The organism is Bradyrhizobium sp. USDA 3364 (genome assembly GCF_054056355.1).
The window spans coordinates 2,319,073-2,344,643 of sequence record NZ_JBSRYG010000002.1; the positions used below are offsets into that span (position 1 = coordinate 2,319,073).

Here is a 25,571-nt window from a genome sequence, read left to right on the forward strand (position 1 = left end):
TCATCTTGGGGTATCGCCATGACGCCCGACTCCATGCTTCAGAAAAGGACTCTCATATATTGCCGCGGGTCCCAGCTCGCGCTCAATTTCGAGCAAGCGATTGTATTTTGCGAGTCGTTCGCTCCGCGAAAGGAATCCAGCCTTGATTTGTCCGCCGCCCATCGCGACCGCGAAATCGGCAATAAAAGTGTCCTCGGTTTCGCCAGACCGATGAGATATTACGTAAGCTCAGCCTGCGTCCCGACACATCTGAACAGCCTTGATTGTTTCCGTCACGGTGCCGATCTGGTTTAACTTGATGAGGACCGCATTGGTCGCACCGCCCTCGATGCCCCCTTTGGATAAAACGAGGATTGGTCACGTAGAGATCGTCGCCCACGATCTGTATCCGATCGCCGCAAGCAGCGGTTTGTCCGCAAAAGCCGTCCCAGTCGTCCTCAGCAAACCCATCCTCGATCGAAACGATCGGATAGACGTCAACAAGGCGGCGTAGAGAGTGAGCAGTTCGTCGCGCGCGAGAGGATCTTGTTGCCCGATTTAGCAAAGACATACCGGCCGTCTTCGGCGAAAGAGGTTACTGCCGGGTCGAGCGCACTCGCGACGTCGCCGCCGGGGCGCACGCCCGCCTTCCGGACCGCGGCGACGATCAATTCACAGGCTTCCTCGATCGACTTCAGGTTTGGCGCGCACCCACCCTCGTCGCCGACCGCGGTCGAATATCCGGCGTTGTGCAGGAGGTCGTGGAGTGCGTGGAACGTCTCCGCGCCGTAGCGAAGCGCGCCTCGGCAAAGTTCGGTGCGCCGTGGGCGCACGATCATGAACTCCTGGAAGTCGATGCTGGGATGATGGGGTAGAACACACACCTGTGCGCGAACAGATCCGGAGTGATCGATCAACCCCAAGTCACGGATAACCGGACGTAGCTCAGATACGCCGAAATCGACGCGACCAAGCTCCAAGCTGCGGATTTATCGTGCAATTCGGCGGTCAGCCGCGATATCATCTTGCCAAATGCCCGGTTCACGAGGCTGGGTCCGTTCCCATACTCGGATTGTGGAACGAAGGGAGGAAAAGTTGAGCAGCATGGTGCTCCTCGATCTCCTGGGAGGCGTTGCGCTGCTGCTGTGGGGCCTGCATATGGTCCATAGCGGTATCGTCCGGGCCTTCGGATCTGATCTGCGGCGCCTCCTCGGGACCGCGCTGCGCAACCGCTTCTTGGCCTTCCTTGCTGGACTTGCCGTCACGGCCTTCCTGCAAAGCAGCACCGCGACCGGGCTCATGACCGCCTCATTCGTCACCGGCGGCGCCGTCGATCTGGTCCCCGCGCTTGCCATCATGCTGGGCGCGAACGTCGGCACGACGCTTATTGTTCAGGTTCTCTCCTTCAATGTGACTGCGATAGCGCCGTTGCTTTTTTTGGTCGGCGTCATTGCCTTCAAGCGTGGCAGCCAGACGCGGACGCGCGATCTTGGTCGCGTGGCGATCGGGATCGGGCTCATGCTGTTGTCGCTCCATATCTTACTCGATACGCTGGCGCCGGCGGAGGATGCGCCGGCGGCTCGAACGCTTCTTGCCGCGGTCACTGGCGACCCCCTGCTCTGTGTCCTGATGGCCGGTGTACTGACCTGGATCGCCCATTCGAGTGTCACGGTCGTGTTGCTGATCATGTCACTGGCGTACTCTGGCTTTATCACGCCGGTGGCGGCACTCGCCTTGACACTTGGCGCCAATCTCGGAAGCGCCATCAACCCCGTCATCGAAGGTAGCGACAGCAGCAACCCAGCCAGCTATCGCTTGCCGCTTGGCAACCTCCTCAATCGCCTGGTCGGGTGCGCGCTCGCATTACCGTTCCTGCATCCGATTGCCGACGCCCTCAGCCGGTTCGAACCCAACGCGTCACGCATGACAGCGGACTTCCACACCGCACTTAACCTGCTCATGGCGATCGTCTTCATCCTTCCACTGGGCTGGCTGGCTTCGCTCTTGAGCCGGTTCCTGCCGGAACGGGCAAAACCCAACAATCCCGCGAGCCCACTCTATCTCGATGAGGCCGCCGTCGGCACGCCGCCGGTCGCGCTCGCCTGCGCAGAACGTGAGGTCCTTCATCTGGGCGACATCGTCGAAAGCATGTTGCTTCAAGCCATGACGGCACTGATGACCGATGATCGCCGGCTTGTCGCTGAAGTCAGCCGGATGGACGACACCGTCGACAAGCTCGATGAGGCGGTGAAGCTATATGTAACCCGGCTCACACGCGAGAGCCTGGATGAGCGGGACGGTCATCGTGCGATGGAGATCATCGCGTTCTCCATCAACCTGGAGCACATCGGAGACATCATCGACAAGAATCTGATGGAACTCGCGCAGAAGAAAATCAAACGGAAGCTTGCCTTCTCCAAACAAGGCGCCGCGGAGCTGGAGACCTTTCACCAGGAGGTCATGAGTAATCTCAAGCTGGCCTTCAGCGTTTTCATGTCCGGCGATGTGAAGATCGCCCGACAGCTGCTCGCGGAGAAGGCGACGTTGCGAACGGCGGAGCTGGCCGCTGCCGAGAGCCACTTGGAACGACTGCGCGAGCGTCGTCCCGAAAGTATCGAATCGAGCTCGTTACATCTCGACGTGCTGCGTGACCTGAAACGCATCCACTCGCATATATGCTCTGTCGCCTATCCGGTGCTGGAGCGCGCAGGTGCTCTTCAGCCGAGCCGTCTCCGCGTGGTCGAGTCGGACGAAAGCTCACCTGATGGCAAGGATGCCGCCTCGGCGGGTTAGCAACTCGAACTTGCGCGTTAGGTGACGACGTTGGCTCCTCGTCTGGAGCGCGGTTGAGATCCAGAGATCCAGACGCCGATAAGTGCTACCGCTAGCGTTTGGAAAAGATTTTGTCTCTGATGTAACGCGACGTGGGCGTAAGCTGCAACCCGCGAGGTTTGCGCCATGCAGCTCTATCGATCTCTTTCTTGTCGCCAATTGTCAGATTGCCAGACGCCTTCTTCGCGATGAAGATTGCGTCGCTCATCTTCCTTCCGGAGAAGCGATTCTTGGCCTTGATCTCTTTCCAGAGCGCAAGTTTTCCGAGTTTGAGCTTAGGAAGCTCCTCGCTGATCTCCCTACGCAGGCAGTCCTTATCGCTCTCGCGTGCGCGCTTTCGTCCGCCCGGGAACATCCACAGTCGGTCGCGTTTGCGCCGTACCAAGAGTACCTTTCCTCGCTTGATCGCTAACAGCTTCGCAGATCTCGCCATAGCTATTGGGCACCACCTATGTTGGACGCCGTCGTCAGCCTGCGCAATTGTCGAAGATATCTTGATTCGGGGCACTGCCAAGGAGGGAAACCTACTAAACGCCAAGGGTGTAAGCGCATGGCAAGCACCACTTCAGAGCGCTCCTGAATGCCTGCGCGACGAACAGAGGTTGGTTGCCTCCTCGTGCCGGAGGCGCTCTATCGAGAGCTTGCTCTCTATCGGAGGTCACGGTGAGGCCGGACCGCTGCACTCGGAACGTTTAGCGATTTCGAAATGTGCCCTTTTCGCCCACTCCAGGCCTCCGATCCGCCTGCCCTGCAAATCCGTTGGCGCGTCAGGGTGCAATCAGATCAGGTAGTCTTTTTCCTGTGCTTCGGCTGCCTCGACAACCCTCTTCGTAATCTTGACCATGACGTTCCTTCACTCCGGGCGCGACCTCCCGCGTAAGCAGCACGTAAGCAGGCAGGGGAAAATCAGTGCGGGTTTTCGGATAGGAACGTCGCTTGTGTTGTTGAAAATATCCAGTTGCATCAGCCGGATATCGTAGAATAGCGTGCCCTAATCGCATTTTTCGGATGGGCACGTTATCTTGCTCCGAAGGCAAAGGTCACACGTTCGAATCGTGTCGGGTGCGCCAAGTTTCCTTTTCTTACAGAGAGATATGCGAGCCGCACTTGAGCTTCCTCAACAGTGGCACGAGCACGTAAGCAATCTGCCCTAATTTGAATCAGCAAAGGCAATGACCACGGAGACCCTGATCGCGCGCTCGGTCAGAACTAGCGGATCGTCGGCTTGGCCGCCAACCGGGAGGCGCACCGGACCGCTGCGAAGCGACACCTTCCCGCGCGCTCGGCATGCGGAGAAGCAACGCGCACCGAAGGCTACCGTTCAAAATTTGAGCCGGATCGTAGAGGCAATTTCTCGTTCTGCGCGCGAGCGACGCGCTATGGCTTCTGATACGGAGGAGAAGCTGCGTGGTGGCGGAAAGAGTGTGAGCCGACCCACTTGAAAACCGCGACGAACCGGTAGACGAGAGCTGCTTTGTCGGCGATCATTCCGGCATCAAGGCCCCTGCACAGTCGTCGACACGTGGAGGCGTCGGTCATCTTCAACGGCGAGACCGTGCACAGCCGCTTCGGCGCGGGCGAAGATCTGGATAATCTCTCATATCTGCGTCCATTCCAGCGTATGTTCGCGGGCCGGACCGGACAGCTGCTTTGAAAGGTTGGGAAAGGAACCTCAGATGCCCATCGAAATGATGATCCGCAAATTGCGGCAGCACTCTGATTTATCCAACGAAGATGTCGAAGCGCTCCGGTCCATCGTCGCCCCGGCCAGGAATTTTCCGGAAGATTCGCCCATCTTTCGCGAGGGGGACCTTAGCACACGATGCTGCGTGATCTTGAGCGGCTTTGCGTATCGATCCAAAGTTTCGGAAGAGGGCAAACGGCAGATCCTATCGTTCCACATTGCGGGTGATATGCCCGACCTTCACGGCCTGCCACTGAAGCGGATGGACCATGATCTGATGACCCTCTCGAAAGTGGAGCTTGGCTTCATCGATCACGATGCGCTCGAACGCATCCTTGATGCGCATCCGGTTTTGGCAAGGGCGCTCTGGCGCGAGTCGCTTATTGACGCCGCGTTGTTCCGGCAATGGATCGTCAATCTGGGAACACGATCGGCTTCGGGGCGTTTGGCCTATCTAGTTGCGGAATTGCGCCAGCGACTTGGAGTAATGGGCTTGGTGGCCAACGATCAATTCAAATTTCCAATTACTCAATCTAAGCTGGCCGACGCTTTAGGATTGAGCGTCGTGCATATTAACCGCATCCTCCAAGCGTTCCGAACTCAAGGCATCCTCGATATAAAGCGACAGGTCGTCACGCTTGGCGACTTCGAAAAGATCGTCCAGCTCGGCGGGTTTGACAGTCTTGAGGATTACACGAGCCCTGAATAGCGCCTGAGCATTGGGCCTAGGAGCAGACATCGCCCCACATACTCCAGGACAACTCCGGAGAAATCTTCACGCGCTTCAAAGCGAGATCGGTGAACAGCGACGGGACGAGCGATACCGGCCCCGGCCGCTTGTGTGCCGCAGGGGATTGACGGCAACGCACGCGTCATTGCCCGAGAGGCGATGATTTGATCGTGGCAAAACTGGAGTCTGGTAATCCGTCGATTTGCAGCGCATAATCGCCGAATGAAGAGCTATTTCACCCCCCGCTTGCTAGAGGTCACTCTCACACCTCTGGAGCCGACGCTTTGGAAATGGCACGTTTCCGAAGCGAGCCTCGAGGTTGCTCACGGTTACGCGACAAGCCGGGAAACGGCGCAAATCGACGGCGATCATGCTCTATTTGCGATGCTATCTGTCGCGCCGCCGCGTTGATCCTCTTGTCCGTTGGTTGATTCAGTCTTTTCAGGCCAAGTTGGAAGTAGCTATTGGCCGACCTGGAGCGCATATTGTGCCGATGGACATATTTCCTCGATTTGAAGCCAAGGTCATGACGAGCGGCCGCTGGTTCGTTTCGGTAACGACCGGGTATGGGCCGGACTCTCATGTCGGGGATTTCGCATCCGACAAAGACGCCAAAGACTGGATTTTGACCAAATCGAGGTACTGGCCCGGCAAACCGGCTACGCCATAGTGACCGGGCGCGATGAATGGACGATAGACCTTCAGTGCCCGAGATGCAGAAGGATCGACGTAGCTCGGCTCTCACAGGCGAATGGCTATGACTTCAGGAGAGGCGACACCGCTACCCGCGCCGATCATGTGCCAAAGGGCTTTATCTGCATTGACCCAGCGACCGGCAATTTCCAGTGTTCGAGATGCCAGGTGTCAATTCCGTGATCCGGGACCGTCAGCATGCTTGCCAAATCGCCGGCGGGCATTGACCGAAACATCCCGCTTGTGGGGACGGCCCGGCCAGCAGGTCGTGGTCTTGCCCAACGCGTGAATGGCTGAATCAGCTCGTCGCGGGACGGAGAGGCATCCTGAACGTAAACCTTGTCTCTTCTTCGGTCGAGCTAACGGTCAATTCACCTCCATGAGCCGTTGCGATCTGGGAGGCGATGTAAAGGCCCAGTCCGAGTCCTTGCCTGCTGGCGTGAGCATTCCCGCGAAAAAAGGGCTCGAACAGCTTGCCCATGGCCTTTTCCGGGATTGGCTCGCCCGAATTCGCAACCCGAGTTCGAACTCGTCTTATCTGGTTTCTCCATGCACAACCACAGGCTTGTTGGAAGCTCCATGAGTCAGAGCGTTCCCGAGGAGATTTGAGAGCAGCTGTCCGATCCGGGAGCGATCGCAGTTCACCGTTCGGCCGATTTTGAATTCGGCCTCGATGACGCGGCCCGGTGAAGCGAGCCTCAGTTCGTCGACGATGCCCATGAGAACCGGCTCCAAGGGCTTTGCCGCATCGCGATCCAGCCCAATGCCCCCGCCCAACCGGCCGCGGGCGAGATCGAGTACGTTGTCAATCAACCCGGCCATTCGCATGACCGTCGTCTGCATCATTGCGATCACCTGATGCTCTTTGTCGGTTTGTACCGAACGGTCGAGAATGCGCGCGCCTGCGCTGATCGAGGCGAGGTTGCGGAGATCGTGACCAAGCACTGCGATGAATTGTTCGCGCAGCTCAGAACTTTCATGCTCGCGCCGGAGTTCTCTTCCGCAACGCTTTCCGCTACCTTTGCGAGCTCTCGGGCTCCGAGTAGCTCCTTTTCGTAACGGCGTCCGTCGGTCGCTCTGATGAGCGCCAGGCGGATGGCGAGCGGCTTGCCTTCGGCATCGCGTCGCTCGGCCGCGTTGGCGATCATCTGCAGCGGCTGTCCGTCCGCCCTGAGAACGTCGATGGCGAACTTTTCGAAAGTGCCCTGGATTCGCAACAGCGGAGCGATATGAGTTTCGTAGTAGATGCGTCCGGCCACGGTCAGGACGTATAGCCCGACAGGCTCGAATACTTGTTTCTGTCGTAGGCGCTGAGGTCCGAGCCGCCCGCTCCGACCTGGTCAAACAGGATCGTGCGGAAGTTGCTCTCAAAAGCAGGTGCCACGAACCGCCACATATTCTGGTCGCGGCCGAAGCCATGGGCAAACATCATCGCTTTTTTCGCCGCTGCCGCGGATGTGCACATTATTTCGTTCTACGACTCCCGGCATCAGCATCCCTTTTTGAGCGACCTTGCGTCAGCATTTCTTCGCTACGTGCATCCAATGCGAGTGGGTACCGACGCGGATCGAGCAGCCCTGGGAGCGGCCCAGGAGTTCGACGGCGCATCGGTTGACCCGGATGTTGAGGCAGTCGATGTCGCAGGCGTGACGGCCAAGTGAGCGCGTCGGGGACCGCCTGGCCCAGCCCAAGGAAGGGTCCGAGCAGAGGTGACTGCACCCGGGTATCGAGCTTGAGCGAGGACATACGCGCCTCGAATTGGGCGTTCACGCTATCAGGAAGAACGCAGTCGTGCTAAGTCGCTGCCCGAACTTACCTCTCCGCGCTCGCGCAAACCTGAACTCCATTGCGATCCCGGGCGCCTCCGCAGCGATGTGGCGGGGGCGATATCGACTATCTGCTTAAGGTCAGGCTGTCGGTTACCCGGCGACCTCGTCCGTCCACACTCTGAAGCTGATCAGGGAGTTCGGCCCGAATGTTTGGGTAATCGGAACATCGGCGGCGTCACGCCCCTGCGCAATCAAGACGCGGCCGATCCGCGGCACGAAATTGCGGGGATCAAAGGTGTGCCACCTGCCCCCGAGATAAGCTTCAAACCAGCCCGCGAAATCGCCTGCGGCCCAGGGTTTTGGAGTGCCCATGTCGCCCAGATAGCCGGTGCAGTAACGCGCCGGGATATTCATGCAGCGGCAGAACGCGATGGCCAAATGCGCGTAGTCGCGGCACACGCCTTTACCCTCTCGATATGCCTCGAATGCCGTCTTGGTGGATCTCGCATGTTCGTATCCAAAGCTGATATGACGATGCACGAATTCACAGATTGCGTGCACTCTCGCCCAACCTGGCGGCGTGTCTTGAAACAAGTTCCAGGCAATGTCGGTGAGCCGGTCTGTCTCGCAATAGCGGCTTCCGAGCAAATAGACCAAGGTATCAGCAGGCAGGTCCTCTACTGCGTGTTGTCCAGCCGATGGAGACACCGGGTCTGGCAGCCCGCTGTCGCGCACGCAACCGTCGGCTGCCAGACGTATTCGCCCGGCAGGCGCAACGATCCGGCTGCACCAATTTCCGAACAGGTCACGGTACGGCGTAATCGGCACCGAAGGCTCGGTTGTCAGGGAATCCGGGACGATGACATCTGACGCGCGAGAAAAGTGAGTGCCCAACACCATGATCATCGGGGTCGGCTGCGGAAAATCGTAGAGCATTTCGAATCCGACATTGATCTTCATTCGAAATGCGCTCCTTTGCGACGACCCTTATGGCAGGTGGGGAAGGAATATCCGAAAACAAGGCTTAGCGAGCCCGCGCCTCATTGTGACTCACGGAACGACGCGCCATTGTTCGGTTCGCCAAGCTGTCCGAACATTGCCGGAGATCGTCAGATCAACGCGAGCTCCAAGCCAGATGGATAGGAACCAAGCTACTTCATGAATGTTATGCATTCCGTTTTTGGTTGGCAAAATCGTTGGAGAGGAGCGATGAAGCAACGGCGGCGGCGATTTAAGCAGATTCATTCACTCGAAGAACGTCTTAGCCAAGAAGCCAAAGCGCTTAGGAAGCAGGCGAGGCAGTTGCCTCCAGGGCGAGTGCGAGAAGCACTGCTGAGGAAAGCTCGGAATGATGAAACGGCCGCTCACCTCACACAGTGGCTGATGTCCCCCAGCCTTCCGCGATCGCAATGATGCAGAAAGCTCCGCTGATCATCATCAACGTGTCGAATCCTGTCGCTTTCGACGGAAAAGGCAGCATCATTATACTTGAGTATACTGATGAGGATGCCGCAAAGAAGGTGGCTTGGAAGATTGCCAGGGAGACGGGGCGGTCTGTGACGATACGCCGCGAGGACATGTGCGTGATCGAGACAATTCCAGCTACGGCCCACTAAAGTCATTCGATCTACTTCAGCCGATGGATTCTTTTACAGCGCTGAAGGCCCGCAGCTGCCTTTCATCTGGATCGGCCATGGCACCTGTTCACGCCGTGAGCGGACAAGGGTGCCAGACGAGGCATCCGATTTCTTCGACGAGGAAACTCAATGCGTCGGCTCTGAAAAGTTACGCCGCCCACTTGAAAAGATGCGGACGGCGCTTCTCCAGCCCCGAGAGGGGACGAACAAAATCCCGGTTATAGGTCTGTCTCCCCGGGGGGAAGATAGGTTCAGGCCCGTTGGGCGAATGTTGCCCTGAGAACGAAGATGGCCGGCAATTCCCGGCGTCTCCGCAGGGCGGAGTCTGCTGCGTCAAGAATCCCGCTTCAATCGTGAGGTCTCTTGCGCGTTCTGTGAATCGATACTGCTGCGGATGTAATCGTAGATGTCGCCGCCCAGCTGCGCTTCGATCTGCTCTTGTGTGAAGCCTTGATCCTTGGCGGCTGTCAACAAGCGTCGGACCAGTTCCTCAATCTCGGGCCGACCGCGCCGCACACTGAATTGCTCGTCAGCATGCACGCTGTTCTTCAGCCAAAACTCTACGAATTCTCTTGCCGTGGACACCGTGATACCCCGTTACAACCGCAAGCTATATCAGTTGCGGCGACGTTTGAAGGAAAACAACCTCATTTGGAGGTCGTCGGCGACGACACTGACCACGTGAGGGCCGGCATCCGAATGCGATTGCTCCCGCCGCGAGCACTCCGACCGAGCCATCACGTGGGAGTGGCTCGTTTCGCGGAAGACAAAGGTGCTCCGGAATGCCGCGAGGAAGCGGATCGGACCGGGCGCGGGGCGGTCAGCTGGACGCCAGACGTCCCCGCCGCCGGTGACTGCAAGAACGCCTGGGAAGGTGGGAACATCGGCAGGCGCCAAGCGTTCCTCATGTGTAAGCGACGGTTTTAGCAAAGCTCTGGCAGCCGCTCCATCGCCTTCCGGCACGTCGGTACCCACTACAGGGTACAGCTTGGCCCTCCATCGAAAGACACCCCGATGTTCCGGCGCAAGGCTGCCTCGTTCCGCAATGCCATTAATCTGAAGGACAAGGTTCAGGTAAAGGTGCTACGCAAGCGCCTCAAGCTTTCGGAGGCGCAGTTGATGACGGCGATCCGGAAATCCGGAAACTCGATCGCAGCGCTCGTCAAGGAAGCCGCGAACTGACCCGCATTCATCTTGCGGGACCACCTTGGCTGCTCACCAAATCACGTGGCGCAGCAACAGACCGGATTGACCATCGGTCGGTCGAGCGGCACTTATTGCTGAAGGCGCTCATCTGGTGCGGGGCTGACAAGATGCCAAAATATGAACGACATTAGCGCCGCTCAGCGGGCAGACGCAGGGCGGGAGTGGGACGAACGGGACCGGCTCTCCGCCCTCGAGCGTTACGGAATCCTCGATACGCCAAGGGAGCCTGATTTCAACGATATCGTACGGCTGGCCGCGGACACGTTTGGCGCACCGATCGCGGTCGTGAACCTGATTGCAAATGGCCGGCAGTGGTTCAAGGCAGAAGTCGGAATCGGGGCTCGTGAACTTCCGCTCGACGTCTCGATCTGCGTCCATGCCATCCTGCAGGGCGAAACCATGGTTGTTCCCGACACTCTTTTGGACGATCGATTCGCCCGCAATCCTTTGGTCACGGCAGCAGGCGGGCTTCGCTTTTATGCTGGCGCCCTGCTGAAAACCGAGGAAGGTCTCCCGCTCGGCACCGTCTGCGTGCTCGATCGCCAGCCGCGCCCCGAAGGCATCACCGACCATCAACGATTGACGCTGGGAGTGCTGGCCAAGCTCGCGATGAATCAACTCGAAATGCGCCGTGTGATCGGGCTCCAGCACGCCCACACCATGCTGCTCGAAGCCGAAATGCGCGAGCGGAAAAGCGCTGAGGCCGCCCGTCGCCTCGCCGACGACAGGTATCGGTCGCTGTTCAACTCGCTGGAGTCGGGATTTTGCATCGTTGAGCTTGCGTTCGACGCAGCTGGCGTTGCCAAGGACTATCGCTTCCTCGAGATCAATCCAGCCTTCGCCCGGCAGACCGGCCTAACCGAGGCCGAGGGCAGGTGGATGCGCGAGCTCGCGCCCGATCATGAACAGCACTGGTTCGACATCTACGGGCAGGTCGCCAAGACGGGAGAATCCGTTCGCTTTGAGAATCCAGCCAGGGCGCTGAGCGGCCGCTGGTATGACGTCCATGCCTTCCGCGTCGGCGATCCGAGTGCACATCTGGTCGCCATCTTGTTCAATGATGTTACGGATCGCCGACGCGCTGAAGTCCAGCGCGACGCCCTGTTGTCCATCGGCGATCGGCTGCGATCGCTCGACAAGGTCCCGGATACGACCGCTGCCGCGTCTGAGATCATCGGGAATGCCCTCAACGCCATTCGAGCCGGATTCGGACGCGTCGACGCAGCCAGGGAGTACGTCACTGTCGAGAAGGACTGGTCCGCCGAAGGCTTCGCGAGTCTGGCCGGCCGCCATCTGCTATCCGATTTCGGCAATCTCGACGCCGTCATCAGCGGCAAGCGCCCGATCATCGTTTCCGACGTACTCTCCCCTTCTCAATCAGTGCGTTCGCGGGACAGGTTGACCGGGCTGGGGGTCCGATCCATGGCGGTGATACCGATCGAGGACCACGACGGCTCCACTGCGCTGTACTTCGTGCACGCAGCCGACCCCCGGGACTGGACCAACGAGGACATTGCCTTCCTCAGCAATGCCGGCGACCGTGTGGCGGCGAGTGTCGCGCGACTTGACGCGGAAGCCCTGCAGCACGTCCTCAATCTCGAACTCAGCCATCGTATGAAGAATACGCTGGCGATGGTGATGGCGATTGCGAGGCAGACGCTGCGCTCGGTTCCGGACCAAGCTCCGATTGAGGCGTTCAGTGCGCGCCTGCAGGCGCTGTCGTCCGCTCACATGGCGTTGCTCCAGCAACGCTGGACGGAAGCTAAAATATACGAAGTTGTAAGGAGCGTCCTCGGAGCTATCGAGACTATCGATAGGTTCGATATTTCCGGTCCGGCGGTCAAGCTCGGCGCGCGCGCGACGCTGTCGATGTCACTCCTGCTTCACGAGCTTTCGACCAATGCACTCAAATATGGGGCATTGTCCCGACCGACAGGCCGGGTTTCGGTTTCCTGGAGTGTCCATGAAGACCAGCTGACGCTGAAATGGCGGGAAGTGGACGGTCCAACCGTGGCGAACCCGTCCGTAAAAGGATTCGGATCAAGACTGATCGAAATGGGTCTCATCGGAACGGGAGGCGTTGTGCTTCGTTACCTGTCTACTGGGTTCGAAGCTGACTTCTCAGCCCCTCTCTCTCAGGTGCAACAACCTTGACGGGAGAGAACCAATGACAGCCTACGACGGAAGATGCAGGCCTCTCGTGTTGGTCGTCGAGGACGAACCGCTGCTGAGAATGGCGGCTGTCGATATGGTCGAGGAAGCTGGCTTTGAACCGGTCGAAGCCGCCGATGCGACCGAAGCCGTGCGCATTCTGGAGGCGCGGTTCGATATCCGCATCGTCTTTTCCGATATCGACATGCCGCGCGGTATCGACGGGATGAAGCTTGCGGCTCTCATCCGCAACCGATGGCCGCCGATCGATATCATCTTGACGTCCGGCCACGTCGACGCGTCCGAAGTCGATCTCCCTGTACGAAGCATGTTCTTTTCAAAGCCGTACAACGAGAAGGTTGTGGTCGCAGCGATGAAGAAATTTGTAGGATGAGACACGAACCTCCGACAACGATTAGCTGCCCAGAAGTTCGCTCGTGTTATGGTCGAGCCATGCGTGCCAGACGCGCTTCGGGATGCCGTGATCCCCGGTCAAATTGTCCTGTCCGGCCACAAACCGCAAGTGGACAAGCCGTAGCAGCACGCCTGGATGGCCAGAACGCAAACAAACCCAGAGACGCAAAAATGATCGAGAGTGAAGCGAATGCCCGGCTTCTGCAGCAAGCCAACAATGCCTTCAAGACGATTGGAGGGGCAACACCAATGACCGATTACACGAAGTCGCAACGACCCTTTCACGAAAATCTCGCCCGCTTGAAAGCAGAGCGCTTGGCGCGTGAAGGCAAATCGAAAGGCGGAACGCAATAGCATAGTGCCAGCAGGCGCTGTCGGTCTCGTCCTAGCGTAGACTAGAGCATTGAGAGCACGACGATCCCGTCTTCGAGCTCGCCTGAAGCGAGGCGCACCCGCGCTATTTGCTCGAACTCGGTCCGATATTTGTGAAGATAGCTGAACGCTTGCTTGTCGGTCTGAAATGTCGTGGTTAGCCTGCAGATCTGGCGTGCTGCGCCGAGCGCAAGGGAAAACGTGATCGTTCCGCTGCCGTCTGACTTGGCTCTACGCACAATCCGCCCCATTGCCATTAAACCACGTTCGCAGACGCACCGGCCGCTGCGGTAATCGGCTATCGAGCCGGCTTGCTTCTGCGTTTCGTCGGCGCGCGCGTGGGCAAGGATGCCGAGAGAACGGCGTCAGCGGCCTCCTTGGTCTCGCGGAGTTCTCGAAGTCGGGCCATGTTCTTCCGAAGGTCGGTGGCCTGCTTCTCGACATCCAACAATGCCCGCACGCCCTCTTCAGCCGCGAGTCTTTTGCGATTGAAGCGCGCGATGCTTTCGGGTGACGGCTTAGCTGTTTTCCCAGCGCTCATTTCCCATCACACCTTCGCACGGACAAAACCCGCTCAATCCGGAGATCGAGCGGGCAGAGCGGCCGTTTCAGTACATCCGTGAAACGGCTCCGCAAGATCAGGCCAGCGAGAGATTCTCAGCGCTGACTTTGCCTCGCATCTTGTCTGTCTTGGCCTCGTAGCTGACCTTCTGGCCTTCGGCCAGACCGGAAAGACCAGCGCGTTCGACCGCGCTGATGTGAACGAACACGTCGTTGCTGCCGTCGCTTGGCTGAATAAACCCAAAGCCCTTTTGGCCGTTGAACCACTTAACAGTGCCTGTCGTCATTTTTCATTCTCCAAAGCGCACGAGCGCGTTCCGCGTGACGCTCACACGGCATCTTTCAACTTCGTCGATGTCTCTGGAAAAGGAGCCCGCGGGCGCGTTCAACAAGGCACAGCGGCTAATCGAATAATTGCAATATACTCAGCTTTCTCACTTTTACAAGGATGGCGAGCAAGTTTGTTTTGCAAGAGCGTCCTTGGTCATCGTTCGAGCAGGTTCGAACGGCCTCGTCATCGTAAGATGAGCGCTTTATCGATTGACATGGCTGTCCGGGAGTGGTCCCGTCACTCACACCGAACTGGATGCCGTGACGAACAGCCCGGCGCGTTCGACGTCGGCGAAGACATGCCGCCGTTTTATCATTCTCAAAATTACAACGAGCTTCCTGCGCAACTGGCTGCATGCAGGGACCTGCCGCGTTCGCAGCCCAGCGGGGAGTTTCATTTGCAGGTACTTGTTCGCGATAACAATGTTGACCAGGCGCTTCGTGTTCTGAAGAAGAAGATGCAGCGCGAGGGCGTTTTCCGGGAAATGAAGCAGCGACGGTCCTACGAGAAGCCTTCGGAGCGGAAGACCCGCGAAAAAGCCGAGGCCATTCGCCGGGCCCGCAAGCTCGCTCGGAAACAGGCCATCAGGGAAGGCTTGCTGCCGGCACCCCCGAAGAAGAAGCTTCCGGAACGCAAACCACCTTTGCCGCAGGTCGCCAGCAAGGAGCGCGCTTAGACGTCTCGCGATCGGAAGAACGCCGGGCATCGACGGAACCTTGCCGTCATCGATCTATTGCAACTCTCGTTACCGATTGTGACGCGACGGAAAGCGTGGATCATGAATCGGCCAACTCCCAGCGAGGCTGGTCGGTGGGTCTCGGATGCAGGGGCCTGGTTGGTACAGCCAGATATGTTGGTCGGGGCGCGTGCCACCTGTCAGGCCGGTTCTTCAATCCCAGGAGGTTTGGATGGCGAAACCAAAGGACGATACGACGGCTCGTCGCATTCATAGCCAGCGCAAGCGTGCTGTTCATCTGGCTGGCGCTGCAATCGACCATAAGGCCGATAATCGTGCCAGTGCCGATGATCAAGCGATACGCAAGCGGCGCTTGGTTGAAGGGCCTGCAGAATTCCGAACCGTCCGCGTCGATCGTTCGACGAAGAAGACCAATAGCTAAGGGACGGGTGCCTCGGCGTCGTCCTGGCACCCTCGACGCTGCTTCACAAGCGTCATGCGTCTAATCGACGAAACAGCATCGTCGAATCTTCGCCTTGGCAGACTTTGCGGACGATTTGTTTGGGCAGCAGGAAACAGCAGGCATCTATGCTCTGAAATCGATGCCTCGCAGCACGATTCCTCTCGGATTTCCTTCGAACTCCGTCGCTCGATATTTGCTCGCCGCGCACGCCTCGATGCGATCGCGCAGGCGAATGAACTGGGCTTCGCGCTGTTCGGAACGGATCTGCTTGCCGCCCTCGAGATAGTCCATCGCGGAAGTCGAGATTGCGCAGGATACTTCCTTAGCGCCGTCTTGCATCGAAAACAGGACGATCATCCTGTCGTACTCGTGGCCGATATAGCGACCGCTCGTCAGCGTCATGGCTTGCTCCTTTACGAAATGATCCCGTGACAGCGCCGCTTTGCTAGCTGCTCCCGCGGTCTAGCTCCGTGAGCCTGACGAAATCGTCGAGCAGCATCGTGACCAGCGCACGGTGCCTGGTATCTTCAGCAGGCAAGCTTGCAGCATAGAGATTAAGCAGATGCCGCGCTTTCACTGCTGCCTCCGGCCACGAGGCAGCAGGCGCCGACATCATGCGGTGTTCCAGCTCGGATTCACGTTCGCGTAGCTCCCTTGCATGGGTCTCGACTTCGGCCAGCGCTCGGCGCAAATCGGTCGCCTTCTGTGCAGCCATCCCGCGATGCTTGTCGAGATCAACTGGGTGGTCAGTCATCGCCTGCACTCGCGTCCGCAGCTTGTGCATCGGCAAGGTCGACTGAGCCGATCGAAAGTACTTCCATTGAGTTGTGAGCGCCCTCCGAGGGTACGACGATCATCGTGGCAATGCGGCGGTAGGCCGAGAAAGTGAGCCCTTCGATCGCCTCCTCGTCAGTGATGACCTCGTAAGCGCCGGCGGGCAGCAGCCGCTTGATACTGCCAATTCGAAACGGATGCCTGAACGTGACGGTCTCTCGCCGTGAGCGGATGGTCATGCACGCCTGCCTTCTTGCAGCTGGGGCCCAACCGACCTGCAGTGACCAGCATGCGCCGATCGCAGGACAATAGCCAGCGCATTCGCCATTCATGCGCGCTGACGCCGCAGCGCCGAACTCGCGCATGCGCGGCGTATTAGCGCTCGCTATTGGCGTGCCGGAGGGGTACGGTTGCGCATTCCGATGAAGTCGGCCGTGGATTCCGAGCGAAGCCGGCCGCCTGTACCGATGGAAGCCGGCCGGGGATTCCGATGATCCCGGCCGCCTGCCGAGGCGGGCTCTCGCGACGACGTCGTCATCAGGTCAGTTGGCGGCCTCGTCGTCAAGCGTCTGACGCTTGGCGGCGGCTTTGCGCAGGCTCTCGCCCTTGAGGGTGAGCCTGTGGGCGTTGTGCACGAGGCGATCGAGGATGGCGTCGGCAATGGTTGGGTTGCCGATGAGTTCATGCCAATGCTCGACCGGGAGCTGGCTTGTCACCACGGTTGAGCCGCGGCCATGGCGATCCTCCATCATCTCCAGCAGGTCGCGTTGTTGCTCGGCCGTCATCGAGGCAAGCCCCCAGTCGTCAAGGATCAGGAGTTCCACGCGCGCCAGGGTCCTGAGGAGGCGAGCATGGCGGCCGTCGCCCCGCGCGAGGGCGAGCGCCTCAAACAGCCGCGGCAGCCGTTGATAGAGCACGGAGCGGTTGTCCCGGCAGGCCTTGTGGCCCAAGGCGCAAGCAATCCAGCTCTTGCCGACGCCGGTCGGGCCGATGATGAGCAGGTTTTGATGCCGGTCGATCCACTCGCCGGCGACGAGCTTTTGGAACAGCGGCTTGTCGAGTCCGCGCGGCGCCTTCATGTCGATATCCTCGACGACGGCGTTTTGCCGGAGGCTTGCGAACCGCAACCGGGCGACCAGGCGCTTGTTCTCGCGCTCGGTCGCCTCGCGGTCGACGAGCAGCGCGAGGCGCTCCTCGAAGGCCAGCGCGGCGATGTCAGGCTGTCGTTGCTGTTCGTCGAGGGCCTTCGCCATGCCATTGAGCCCGAGCGCGACGAGGCGCTCGTGAGTGGGATGTGTCAACATCGTCTCTCCTTTCTTCAGTGGTAGTAATCGGTGCCGCGGATGTTGCCGTGTCGGATTGGTGGCCCGTCCGGCGGCTGTTCATTCGCGTAGGCGCGATCGAGCCCGTGCTGCAGGATCGACTTGATCGAGCCGTAGGTGGTCGCGCCGATGTCGTTGCCGCGCTGGCAGGCGGCCTCGATGCGGGCCGAGCCGTAGCTGCGTGCGAGCCGCAGAATGCCGAGACAAGCCCGGAAGCCCTGCTCGGGGTGTGGCTTGGCTCTCATGATCGCCTCGACGAGAGCGATCGTGGCGGGGCCGATCTTGGCGGCTTCTCGTTTGATCCGCGCCGGCGTCCATTCGGCATAGCGCCGGTGCGCGGCTCGGCATGTGCTCCGGGATCGTGGTGTGGCGATGGGGCACGTCAGAGCGGGCGTGGCTGGCCACCCGGATGCCCTTGTGCAGGATCTCGATCGTCCTGTCGGTTATGCGCGCCTCGAGCTCTTCGCGGATCAGACGTGAGGGCACCGAGTAGTAGTGACCGGCGAGCTCGACGTGATAGTCGGGCGCGACCCGGCACTTCTTCCACTCGGCATACTGATACGGCATCGGCGGTAGGGCTTTGAGCGCCGGCTTGTCGATCTGCGCGAACAGCTCATTGCGGCTCACGCCGAGCTTGCGCATGATCTTGGCGTTGAGGTCGGCGATCGCCTCGCGGATTGCCGCGTTGAGTTCGTCAAGCGAGAAGAAGCGCTGGTTCCGCAGCCTCGCCAGCACAAACCGCTGGACGATTTGCACCGCCACTTCCACCTTCGCCTTGTCGCGCGGCTTGCGCGGACGCGTGGGCAGGATCGCGGTGCCGTAATGCTGGGCCAGCTCCTGGTAGGTGCGGTTGATGCCCGGCTCATAGCGACAGGTGGCGGTGACGCCGGATTTCAGATTGTCGCAGACGATCGCCTTCGGCACGCCGCCGATCGCCCGCAAAGCATTGACGTGCACCGCAATCCAGTCAGCCAACCCCTCCGACCAGCGCGCCTCGGCAAAGGTGTAGTTGGATGCTCCCAGCACGGCGACAAAGACATGGGCCAGCCGCTGCGCGCCGGTAGCGGCGTCGAACACCGGCACCGTGTCGCCCGCGAAGTCGACGAACAGCTTCTCTCCAGGCCCATGCGCCTGCCGCATGGTCGGCGAGATCGTCTCGCTCCATTTCCGGTAGAGATCGCAGAACCGGCTGTAGCCATAGCCGTCCGCGTGCTCCGCGCGATATTCCTCCCACAGCAAGAGCAGCGTCACGCTGCGCCGCTTCAGCTCCCGGTGCACCGCCGTCCAGTCGGGCAACGGCCGCGCCGGCTTCTCCTCGAATGTCGGCGGCGTGAACAGCCGGCGCTCGAGCTCGCCGTCGTCCATCCCTTCCGGCACCGGCCAGGTGATGCCGATCACGGCAGCCCGCCGCAGATACTCGCCAACCGTCGATCGGCTGATGCCGACGGTGACGGCGATCTGCCGCTCGCTCACGCCAAGGGCGTGCCGCAGTCTCAAAACTTCTCGAACCTTCCGCATCGGCGCTCTCTCGGCGGGCATCAGACCTCCCCTTGCTCGGCCGCAAAGGGGGGCTGGTCCGCGATTCGATCGCCGTCTTCGAGAGCGTCAGGCCGGTCTCAACAGGGTGGCCGGCTTCGATCGGAATCGGTGGCCGACTTCCGTCGGAATCGGTGGCCGGGTTGCGTCGGAATCAGTGGCCGGCTTGCTTCGGATTACGCAGTACGGTGTTGCATCACCGCACGTCTCAACGGCATCGACCGGTGACTGAGGGTTACGCACGCTCCCGCCGATAGATTTGCAGGAGCGCCCTATGTCTTCCTTTCGCGCCTCGGAATGGATCGTCCCGCCGGTGATCGTTCCGCTGTTTCTTTTGCTTCTGGTGTGTGCCGCAGCCATCCTTAATGGCTAGGACAATGCGCGTGCGCTACCTCATCACGGGGACCAACGCGCATGGCAGTGCCAGTCTCGGCCGCGGCAGCGCGACGCTCGCGCTGCGTATCGCGCGCAAGCTGCTGCGCGAGGGTTATATGGATGTTCGCGTATGCACACCGCGCGGGCGCGTTCTGCAGTCGGATGAACTTCACGAGCTCGACCCCCAACAGGAGATAGACGTCATGGCGAAGGGACAGCAACGCGGGAATCGCGAAACCAAGAAGCCGAAAAAGGAAAAAGCCAAGGTCATAGCGGCGGCACCGAGCCGGAAAGAGGCCGCTTGGCAACCGGATTTGGGGCCCTCGAAGAAGAAGTAGGCGGGAGCTGACAGGCAGCCGCCGGTAGCCTGACTGCCTGCCATGGGCGCGCTTTCGACGGTCGAAGAGTGTCAGGATCACTGCCGTGTTTCCGGCCGCGAGTTGGGATTCCCTCCGCTGCTGGCCAATGGAAGCCGGACCGCGTTCCACCGCTCGCCGAGCAATAAGCAAATCCGTCGAGATAAAGGAGTGCCTATTGCTTCATTCTTTCGACCTCGAAGTTGAACCGGATCTGCATCACCGGGCCGACTTTGTCTCGTACATCAACCATCATATGCCGCTTTGAAAGACCTGGTGAGCCATGCACCGCCTCCCGAGCCATGTCGGCCAGTGACTTTGCGGCTTCAGCTTGCACGGCTCGAAGGTCCGAGAATTCCAGGCCTTCTTCGTCAATGAACAGGCCGTCTTCATCGAGGAGATCGGAATAGGACCGTGCCATCAGGCACTCCCAGAGTCGGGCGGGAGCGCTATGTGTCTTCTCGGCCACCGATGCCTATGCATGAAGCTTAATCGGTGATGGGGAGGACAACAGGGTTGGTGCCAGATGGTTGCTAGGCGGCAACGGCAGCCGCGATGACATGGAACTGCGCCGGACCGGCTTGCATAGGCAATGGATGAGATCAGCAAGCTGCTCTTGGCGCCGGTTGCCCGCGGCCAGCGCCGATTGCAGTAGTCTCAATTCAAACACCTACGCAGTGCAATTCGAACACAGTTCGCGCGCGTCATGCCTCAACGCAGCGTCTTCTCTAGGACCCCAGCGTCCATGTTGCTGCTCAGTCCACAGCCCCCGGTCGCTCGGTCGTCATGCTCAATGTCATACTGTCTTGCTTGATTATTTTGAGCGTTGGCGTTCTCATCGCCCACGCCATCGATGCGTTTCGATCCTCAAGTCCTGATCGATAATAACTAGTTCATTTGACTTGGGCCGAGAGCATTTTCAATACAGAGGTTGTGTCATGGCCAATGACCGACTTTTGCTGCGTATCCATCGCATTGTTGGGTCTGTGTCCTCTCGTCGTCATGGCAATAGCTACGTTATGCGGTAGGGCCGCCTCGATCGATTGAGGCCGCGGCCTGTTTTGATTAGCAACCTTCAACAATGCGAGATATTATACGCTCATCACTCGCCAAGGCTCGGCCCGCAGGCGCCGGTGGCTGAGAAACGTTCCTGCGCTCCCGCCTGCAAGGAACAGGAGCTGCTTCATGGAACGCTATTTCTTTGACATTCAAAGCGGCCGCGAGTTCTTCGCAGACGAGGAAGGTCTGAGGCTGCCAAATCAAAAAGCCGCCGAAGTCGAGGCGGCGCAAACGCTGGCTGGGATGGCCAAGGATTCCGTCTTTTTAGTCGATCGGCCCGACATCGCGGTCGAAGTACGCACGGCAACTGACCGGCTTTTCTGCGTTTCCATCGTCTACCGAAACGCGAGCACGAAGCATTGATGGCGACCATTTGCGGTCCTTCGGAATCGGCTCGGAGGCGCCCAGCGTGTCCATGAGCTTGCGAGCGGCCTTCTTGCGGTCTGCCCGAGGGCGGTCAGCTTTCAGCGTCATCGCGCGATCCGAGATATTTCCAATCTGAGTAAGCATACATTCCCGACCAATGATGGACGGCCTTTCCGCAGCGTTCGCACTTGAAGGCGCCCGATGTGACAACGGAAATGGCGCGACGTTCTTGAACGACAGCATAGGTCGCGCCGCAGCCGCCGCATGAAAAATAGACGATCATCCAGTATCCTAAAAATTACAGCAACGTTTGAAGCACTGGCGAATCCCCGCGGACCATCTTAGGGGTGACCCGGCTTTGCAGGATGAGTTTCGAGCCTGAAGCCCGAACGAAGCGAAGAGTAGCATGGACAGGAGAACAGCCCGATAAATGAAAGAGGCCTGCGATAGCAACTTGGAACATGCGCGCGTTGCACTCTCCCGCGAATGCTTGGAGACGCAGGCGGGGAACAACCTCTTCGCTTGACGATCACGCGTCGCCCTCTCCATCGACGAAGTGCCGCAGACTAAAGACCACGCGCCGGGGTCCAACGGTATTGCCTCATTTCGACCCGGCAGGCCGGATCACTATCCGGGATTTTGCTGGTACCCTCTCGGCCTGGAAGGCCGCACCGCCCGTAAGATTTTCAGATGGGCAGCGTAGCAGCTCAGTCTAGGCGGCTTAATTGTCTTCCGTGACCCTTCCCTTGCCGTCGCAGGTTTCGCATTTGGCCGGATAGATTTTGTAACCCCGCTTTACCGACTGCATGACGGCCGGGAAGCCCGTCCCATTGCAATTCGGGCAGGTATGCTCTTTGATTTTAGGCTGCACGTTTACACTTTCTGGCGGCCTCAGTGGCGGCCTCTTTCGGCGGCTCATAGTCATCAGGAAACGGCAGCCCTTCTCATCGATCGCACGCAGAGCAGACGACCCCGGCACCCCTGGGCACCACGGAGGCAGGTGCCGAGGCGCTTCCGTGCGTTAGCGTAGACGAGATGCAGAGCAAGCACGATTGGCGCTGCCAGAATTTTCAATCAACGTCGCGGGCACGCTTGGAGTGGCTGCTCATGACGCATAGCCTCTTCCCTTGAGCCAATAGTCAAGGTGTTCGGTCGCCAGCCAGTTTTTGGTCGATTGCTCGTCCAAGAACCCAGTTATGTATTCGATCTTTCCGCCAGGACAATGACACACAAGCCGCCAATTGCCGGCAGAGACCCGTTCAGCTTCGAAGACCACCTGGGCGTCTTGCATGCACTGACTATACTCTCAGTTTGCCGCAATCCCACCACGGAAACTTCGCCGCAATCCAATTTGTGAAGAATGGCGCTCGCCGGCGGTGACCTCGGTTCGGCAAACGGGAGGTCGGTGTTGGAGATCGCGCGCCATGGCCCAGGCATGCTTCTCGTTGCGGCCGAGGCACGGCGTGCCGAGAGCGTGGTTCATCCCGACGTAATGGACCTGTATTTTTGGGGAACTGTCCGTCAACAGAAGGCCTGTTCCAGAGCACTTGGCATCAGCCCGCCGATTCTTCGAGAAGGCCCTGGCGCTGGCCTCAATGTGATCTGACTCCGAAGTGGGTCTCGTCGGCCGGTCGGCGCTCCGTCAGCAGCCAATCCGTCCGGAGCCCCACATACGTCCCTCGCGACCCACGCTAAAGCATCGGCTAAACCTAGCGAGGCTGTCGAGGGCATGTGCGACGGCGAGGAGCCCGCGGCGCTTCGGATGCCGATTGAGACACGGAGAGAAACGGCTGAGGCGGCTGTACTGTGTACGGGACTGACGGGTCGTCGGTGCGACAGATTAACCATCTCGTCTTGCCGAAAAAATTTCCGCGGACCCCTTGAAACTATTCCCCGGATTCCAAATTCTTTCGGCGTCACCATCGTGGTGATCGGGATGCCATAGGGTCCCGCCACTTGAGACGGGCACCGGACGTGTCCGGTGCCGCTCGTAACCATTTTGCTCCCAGGAGGATCTGGCTATGCGCACTGTAGATTTTTCGCCCCTGTTCCGGTCGGCCATCGGATTCGACCGTCTGTTCGACCTCGCCGAAGCCGCCCAGCGCGTGGGCGAGGAGAGCTATCCCCCCTACAATATCGAAAGGCTCGACGAGAACCGCTTCCAGATTTCGGTCGCGTTGGCCGGATTCAAGCCGGATGAAGTCGAACTCACCGTCGAACAGAACGTTCTGACGCTCGAAAGCCGCAGATCGGAGAAGGAAGGCAAGACCTTCCTGCATCGCGGCATCTCGGCGCGCAACTTCAAGCGCCAGTTCACGCTCGCCGACCACGTGGAGGTCAAGGGCGCGCGCTTCGAGAACGGCCTGCTCGTCGTCGACCTGGTGCGCGAGATTCCCGAGGCGATGAAGCCCCGCCGGATCGAGATCAACGGCGCGACTACAAGCAACGTAGCTCAGATCGAAGCCAAGGCCGCCTGATTACCGGACCCGGTGTACAGGTTCGATCTCGGCCGCGCGGGATTTCCCACGCGGCCTTCCCTCAACTCGTCTCGAATGGAGGCAGCCATGCGGCCGACGACCGCGCTCGACCATAATGTCTTCGATTTCGACTATCTGCTTCATCCCGGCATCAGATTCGAGCATCCGAGGGACGTGGTCTCTCATTCGGGTCTTACCCTCGCGGAGAAGCGCGCCATCCTGGCGTCGTGGGCATCCGACGCTTCCGCGATCGCGTCCTGCCCCTCGTTGCGCGCTCCCGAAGGCCTGAAAGGACCCGTGACCATCGACGAAATCCTGGAGGCGCTTCGCGCATTGGATGGCGGCCCGGCGCCACCTCCCGGCGGCAAGCCCATGCGGCTGCGATCGACCGAACGGCGTGCGGCGGCGTGAAGCAAGGAACAGGACTCGGACGGATCATCACAACCAGGATGGAAACAATGTTCGAAGCGAACTTGGCTCGCATTCGTACCCACCGCAACAACATCCACCGCTTTCGCGACTTGCTCCGGACGGAGTTGTCCGACTTCGACCGTGAGTTCATTGAGAAGCGGATGGCCGACGAGCAGACCACGCTCGATGCCCTCATGGCCGAGACCTTTCCGGTGACATTTCCTTCTTTGAAGGAATTCTCTTCCTTGTCGAGCATGAGGGTCGTTTCATGACCGACATTCGAGAATTGCTTATCCAGGGCCGCGAAAAGATTATCGGCCATTATCGCCTACTGCTGGCGCGAGCAAAGACCGAGAAGGAAGCTGAGCTCTACAGAAGCCGGATCGAGCGCGAGCAGCGGCTGCTGGACGAGCTTCGCGACGACTTCCCGGACAGGTTCGCGGCATGAACTGCCAGCCGAGCGAGGACCGCTTCGCGGCGTTCGACATCGTGCTGAAGCGGCGTGGACGCGGCAGGTGGAAGTGGTCTGTTTCTACGACCGACGGGCGTTCTCTGATGCGCGGCTCGGAATGCAGTCGCAGTGCGGCGAGGTACAAGGCGCAGCGCGCGTTGTTTCTCTTGCTTTGCGCCAGCGCCTCACGGGTCGTCCGCTTTCCGCCGGACCGGCTTGGGAGGAGTCATCGCCTGTCCAAGAACGCACGGGCATCAGAGCTTTAGAAGCATCTGAGTTGCCCGCAGCTTAGAACGTTGTGGCTCTGCATCGGTTGTGCTACATCGCGCAAATGCCGCTGGGCCGGTCGGTGCCGTGGTTGGCGGTGCAATCGGTGGCGTTGTTGGAGGCGTGAACGGCGTGCTGGGCATCGACCAACGGCCCCGCTTTCGCAGTTATGTGGCCGAGCGCCACTATCCGTCCTACACTTACGACGGCGAGGTGAGGGTAGGCGCCGACCTTCCGGGCGAAGACGTAACCTACTACGACGAGCCGCCGGAATATGGCACGCATGACTATCGCTACACCGTGGTCAATGGCCGGACGGTGCTGGTCGATCCTCGTACACACCGGATTGTCGAAATCGTAGAGTGACCAGCTTCAGTCATGCTCGTCATCAAGCACATGTACGTGCCTGGGCTGCGCTGGGGCCGACCTTGCGAGTTCTGGGAGCAAAGCGGCAAGACCGACGGTTCGGAAATGGATTTCTGGCTGCAAGCGGAGCGCGAGGTCCGCGCGGAGGCGGCACCTGAGCCGCCTCAGGACAGATTGGAATAGCCAGCGCCCTTCGCCTGCTAGCGTCGATCGTTCAGCCCTTCCTTCCGCGCGGTTGAGCAGGCTCGCGAGCCAGCCGCACTTCGCTGAGCCCAAGCGTCCCTTGCACGCCAAATCGGCAGGTCGCTCGCCG

31 protein-coding genes and 5 pseudogenes are annotated in these 25,571 nt (G+C 59.7%); 17 read left to right on the top strand and 19 right to left on the bottom strand.

The features are described 5' to 3' along the window. From ACVILL_RS10800 to ACVILL_RS10810, 3 genes and pseudogenes are all read right to left on the bottom strand, one after another. Positions 1–354 (bottom strand): annotated as a pseudogene (locus tag ACVILL_RS10800) (hypothetical protein). Positions 355–391: 37 nt separating this feature from the next. Beyond that, positions 392–550: pseudogene (locus tag ACVILL_RS10805) on the bottom strand (hypothetical protein); the annotation flags it as partial. Continuing rightward, a complete protein-coding gene (locus tag ACVILL_RS10810) occupies positions 477–959 on the bottom strand; it encodes a hypothetical protein (RefSeq protein ID WP_456729035.1) in 483 nt (160 codons plus the stop codon). The gene ACVILL_RS10810 and the pseudogene ACVILL_RS10805, both read right to left, overlap by 74 nt. 124 nt (positions 960–1,083) lie before the next feature. On the opposite strand from ACVILL_RS10810, the gene ACVILL_RS10815 reads away from it, so the two are divergent. Further along, positions 1,084–2,772 (top strand): Na/Pi cotransporter family protein, encoded by a 1,689-nt coding sequence (locus ACVILL_RS10815; RefSeq protein ID WP_456734239.1) that lies wholly within the window; start codon positions 1,084–1,086, stop codon positions 2,770–2,772. A 91-nt stretch (positions 2,773–2,863) separates the two neighbouring features. Here ACVILL_RS10815 and ACVILL_RS10820 read toward each other — a convergent pair whose 3' ends face one another. Continuing rightward, on the bottom strand, positions 2,864–3,244 hold the full coding sequence (locus ACVILL_RS10820) for an NUDIX hydrolase (protein ID WP_456729036.1): 381 nt from the start codon (positions 3,242–3,244) through the stop codon (positions 2,864–2,866). Between the two features lie 1,041 nt (positions 3,245–4,285). On the opposite strand from ACVILL_RS10820, the gene ACVILL_RS10825 reads away from it, so the two are divergent. Together ACVILL_RS10825 and ACVILL_RS10830 are read left to right on the top strand one after the other, a co-directional pair. Further along, on the top strand, positions 4,286–4,465 hold the full coding sequence (locus ACVILL_RS10825) for a hypothetical protein (protein ID WP_456729037.1): 180 nt from the start codon (positions 4,286–4,288) through the stop codon (positions 4,463–4,465). Positions 4,466–4,487: 22 nt separating this feature from the next. Then, entirely contained in the window at positions 4,488–5,204 is a 717-nt protein-coding gene (locus ACVILL_RS10830) for a Crp/Fnr family transcriptional regulator (protein WP_100951609.1), read from the top strand. 1,012 nt (positions 5,205–6,216) lie between these two features. On the opposite strand, the gene ACVILL_RS10835 is transcribed toward ACVILL_RS10830, so the two are convergent. The 6 genes and pseudogenes from ACVILL_RS10835 to ACVILL_RS10860 all read right to left on the bottom strand — a co-directional run bounded on the left by ACVILL_RS10835 (position 6,217) and on the right by ACVILL_RS10860 (position 9,909). Next, on the bottom strand, positions 6,217–6,399 hold the full coding sequence (locus ACVILL_RS10835; RefSeq protein ID WP_249136424.1) for a sensor histidine kinase: 183 nt from the start codon (positions 6,397–6,399) through the stop codon (positions 6,217–6,219). A gap of 53 nt (positions 6,400–6,452) precedes the next feature. Further along, complete coding sequence (locus tag ACVILL_RS10840) at positions 6,453–6,863, bottom strand: sensor histidine kinase (RefSeq protein WP_456729038.1); 411 nt, start codon at positions 6,861–6,863, stop codon at positions 6,453–6,455. After that, on the bottom strand, positions 6,770–7,177 hold the full coding sequence (locus ACVILL_RS10845) for a hypothetical protein (protein ID WP_456729039.1): 408 nt from the start codon (positions 7,175–7,177) through the stop codon (positions 6,770–6,772). The genes ACVILL_RS10840 and ACVILL_RS10845 overlap by 94 nt, the downstream gene beginning before the upstream one ends. 11 nt (positions 7,178–7,188) lie before the next feature. Continuing rightward, positions 7,189–7,408 (bottom strand): annotated as a pseudogene (locus tag ACVILL_RS10850) (alpha/beta fold hydrolase); the annotation flags it as partial. 429 nt (positions 7,409–7,837) lie between these two features. Next, the gene (locus ACVILL_RS10855) at positions 7,838–8,647 is read right to left on the bottom strand and encodes a transglutaminase-like domain-containing protein (protein WP_456729040.1); all 810 of its coding nucleotides are present in this window, start codon (positions 8,645–8,647) and stop codon (positions 7,838–7,840) included. A gap of 1,010 nt (positions 8,648–9,657) precedes the next feature. Then, positions 9,658–9,909: a hypothetical protein gene (locus ACVILL_RS10860; RefSeq protein ID WP_100951605.1), complete on the bottom strand. Its 252-nt coding sequence runs from the start codon at positions 9,907–9,909 to the stop codon at positions 9,658–9,660. Positions 9,910–10,338: 429 nt separating this feature from the next. Between ACVILL_RS10860 and ACVILL_RS10865 the strand changes: the two genes are divergently transcribed. The 4 genes from ACVILL_RS10865 (at position 10,339) to ACVILL_RS10880 (ending at position 13,449) form a co-directional block, all read left to right on the top strand. After that, on the top strand, positions 10,339–10,506 hold the full coding sequence (locus ACVILL_RS10865; protein WP_456729041.1) for a DUF3606 domain-containing protein: 168 nt from the start codon (positions 10,339–10,341) through the stop codon (positions 10,504–10,506). Positions 10,507–10,647: 141 nt separating this feature from the next. Next, entirely contained in the window at positions 10,648–12,684 is a 2,037-nt protein-coding gene (locus tag ACVILL_RS10870) for a GAF domain-containing protein (protein WP_456729042.1), read from the top strand. 13 nt (positions 12,685–12,697) lie between these two features. Further along, positions 12,698–13,075, top strand: a complete 378-nt coding sequence (locus ACVILL_RS10875; RefSeq protein WP_456729043.1) for a response regulator — start codon at positions 12,698–12,700, stop codon at positions 13,073–13,075. 191 nt (positions 13,076–13,266) lie between these two features. After that, positions 13,267–13,449, top strand: a complete 183-nt coding sequence (locus ACVILL_RS10880; RefSeq protein WP_456729044.1) for a hypothetical protein — start codon at positions 13,267–13,269, stop codon at positions 13,447–13,449. A gap of 41 nt (positions 13,450–13,490) precedes the next feature. Here the strand turns inward: ACVILL_RS10880 and ACVILL_RS10885 are convergent, their stop codons facing one another. Both ACVILL_RS10885 and ACVILL_RS10890 read right to left on the bottom strand, forming a co-directional pair. Then, positions 13,491–13,718, bottom strand: a complete 228-nt coding sequence (locus tag ACVILL_RS10885; protein ID WP_456729045.1) for a hypothetical protein — start codon at positions 13,716–13,718, stop codon at positions 13,491–13,493. A 387-nt stretch (positions 13,719–14,105) separates the two neighbouring features. After that, the gene (locus tag ACVILL_RS10890; RefSeq protein WP_212023329.1) at positions 14,106–14,315 is read right to left on the bottom strand and encodes a cold-shock protein; all 210 of its coding nucleotides are present in this window, start codon (positions 14,313–14,315) and stop codon (positions 14,106–14,108) included. Positions 14,316–14,756: 441 nt separating this feature from the next. Here ACVILL_RS10890 and rpsU point away from each other — a divergent pair, with 441 nt between their 5' ends. Beyond that, a complete protein-coding gene (gene rpsU / locus ACVILL_RS10895; protein WP_212023345.1) occupies positions 14,757–15,035 on the top strand; it encodes a 30S ribosomal protein S21 in 279 nt (92 codons plus the stop codon). A 232-nt stretch (positions 15,036–15,267) separates the two neighbouring features. Continuing rightward, positions 15,268–15,477, top strand: coding sequence for a hypothetical protein (locus tag ACVILL_RS10900; protein WP_212023328.1), 210 nt, complete (start codon positions 15,268–15,270; stop codon positions 15,475–15,477). A gap of 144 nt (positions 15,478–15,621) precedes the next feature. Here the strand turns inward: ACVILL_RS10900 and ACVILL_RS10905 are convergent, their stop codons facing one another. The 5 genes and pseudogenes from ACVILL_RS10905 to istA form a co-directional block, all read right to left on the bottom strand. Further along, complete coding sequence (locus ACVILL_RS10905; protein WP_456729046.1) at positions 15,622–15,900, bottom strand: DUF1488 domain-containing protein; 279 nt, start codon at positions 15,898–15,900, stop codon at positions 15,622–15,624. Between the two features lie 43 nt (positions 15,901–15,943). After that, a complete protein-coding gene (locus ACVILL_RS10910) occupies positions 15,944–16,252 on the bottom strand; it encodes a hypothetical protein (protein WP_456729047.1) in 309 nt (102 codons plus the stop codon). Next, complete coding sequence (locus tag ACVILL_RS10915) at positions 16,245–16,511, bottom strand: hypothetical protein (protein ID WP_456729048.1); 267 nt, start codon at positions 16,509–16,511, stop codon at positions 16,245–16,247. The genes ACVILL_RS10910 and ACVILL_RS10915 overlap by 8 nt, the downstream gene beginning before the upstream one ends. A 303-nt stretch (positions 16,512–16,814) precedes the next feature. Next, positions 16,815–17,576 (bottom strand): IS21-like element helper ATPase IstB, encoded by a 762-nt coding sequence (gene istB, locus ACVILL_RS10920; protein ID WP_456727991.1) that lies wholly within the window; start codon positions 17,574–17,576, stop codon positions 16,815–16,817. A gap of 14 nt (positions 17,577–17,590) precedes the next feature. Continuing rightward, a pseudogene (istA, locus tag ACVILL_RS10925) lies at positions 17,591–19,133 on the bottom strand (IS21 family transposase). Between the two features lie 374 nt (positions 19,134–19,507). Here istA and ACVILL_RS10930 point away from each other — a divergent pair. Then, entirely contained in the window at positions 19,508–19,843 is a 336-nt protein-coding gene (locus ACVILL_RS10930; protein ID WP_456729049.1) for a hypothetical protein, read from the top strand. 193 nt (positions 19,844–20,036) lie between these two features. Here the strand turns inward: ACVILL_RS10930 and ACVILL_RS10935 are convergent, their stop codons facing one another. Next, on the bottom strand, positions 20,037–20,282 hold the full coding sequence (locus ACVILL_RS10935; RefSeq protein ID WP_456729050.1) for a DUF6894 family protein: 246 nt from the start codon (positions 20,280–20,282) through the stop codon (positions 20,037–20,039). Between the two features lie 764 nt (positions 20,283–21,046). Between ACVILL_RS10935 and ACVILL_RS10940 the strand changes: the two genes are divergently transcribed. Further along, entirely contained in the window at positions 21,047–21,283 is a 237-nt protein-coding gene (locus ACVILL_RS10940; RefSeq protein WP_456729051.1) for a DUF6894 family protein, read from the top strand. Between the two features lie 94 nt (positions 21,284–21,377). Here ACVILL_RS10940 and ACVILL_RS10945 read toward each other — a convergent pair whose 3' ends face one another. Next, entirely contained in the window at positions 21,378–21,569 is a 192-nt protein-coding gene (locus ACVILL_RS10945) for a hypothetical protein (RefSeq protein WP_456729052.1), read from the bottom strand. Positions 21,570–23,307: 1,738 nt separating this feature from the next. Between ACVILL_RS10945 and ACVILL_RS10950 the strand changes: the two genes are divergently transcribed. The 6 genes and pseudogenes from ACVILL_RS10950 to ACVILL_RS10975 all read left to right on the top strand — a co-directional run bounded on the left by ACVILL_RS10950 (position 23,308) and on the right by ACVILL_RS10975 (position 25,441). After that, positions 23,308–23,763, top strand: a complete 456-nt coding sequence (locus tag ACVILL_RS10950) for an Hsp20 family protein (RefSeq protein ID WP_212023322.1) — start codon at positions 23,308–23,310, stop codon at positions 23,761–23,763. Between the two features lie 87 nt (positions 23,764–23,850). Next, a complete protein-coding gene (locus ACVILL_RS10955) occupies positions 23,851–24,174 on the top strand; it encodes a hypothetical protein (RefSeq protein WP_456729053.1) in 324 nt (107 codons plus the stop codon). A 47-nt stretch (positions 24,175–24,221) separates the two neighbouring features. Continuing rightward, positions 24,222–24,446 carry a hypothetical protein gene (locus ACVILL_RS10960; RefSeq protein ID WP_456729054.1) on the top strand — a complete coding sequence of 75 codons (225 nt, stop codon included), beginning with the start codon at positions 24,222–24,224 and terminating at the stop codon, positions 24,444–24,446. Further along, a complete protein-coding gene (locus tag ACVILL_RS10965) occupies positions 24,443–24,622 on the top strand; it encodes a hypothetical protein (protein WP_456729055.1) in 180 nt (59 codons plus the stop codon). The genes ACVILL_RS10960 and ACVILL_RS10965 overlap by 4 nt, the downstream gene beginning before the upstream one ends. A 336-nt stretch (positions 24,623–24,958) precedes the next feature. Then, positions 24,959–25,258, top strand: a pseudogene (locus ACVILL_RS10970) (DUF1236 domain-containing protein); the annotation flags it as partial. A gap of 12 nt (positions 25,259–25,270) precedes the next feature. After that, positions 25,271–25,441, top strand: coding sequence for a DUF2934 domain-containing protein (locus tag ACVILL_RS10975; protein ID WP_456729056.1), 171 nt, complete (start codon positions 25,271–25,273; stop codon positions 25,439–25,441). Positions 25,442–25,571: the final 130 nt, after the last annotated feature.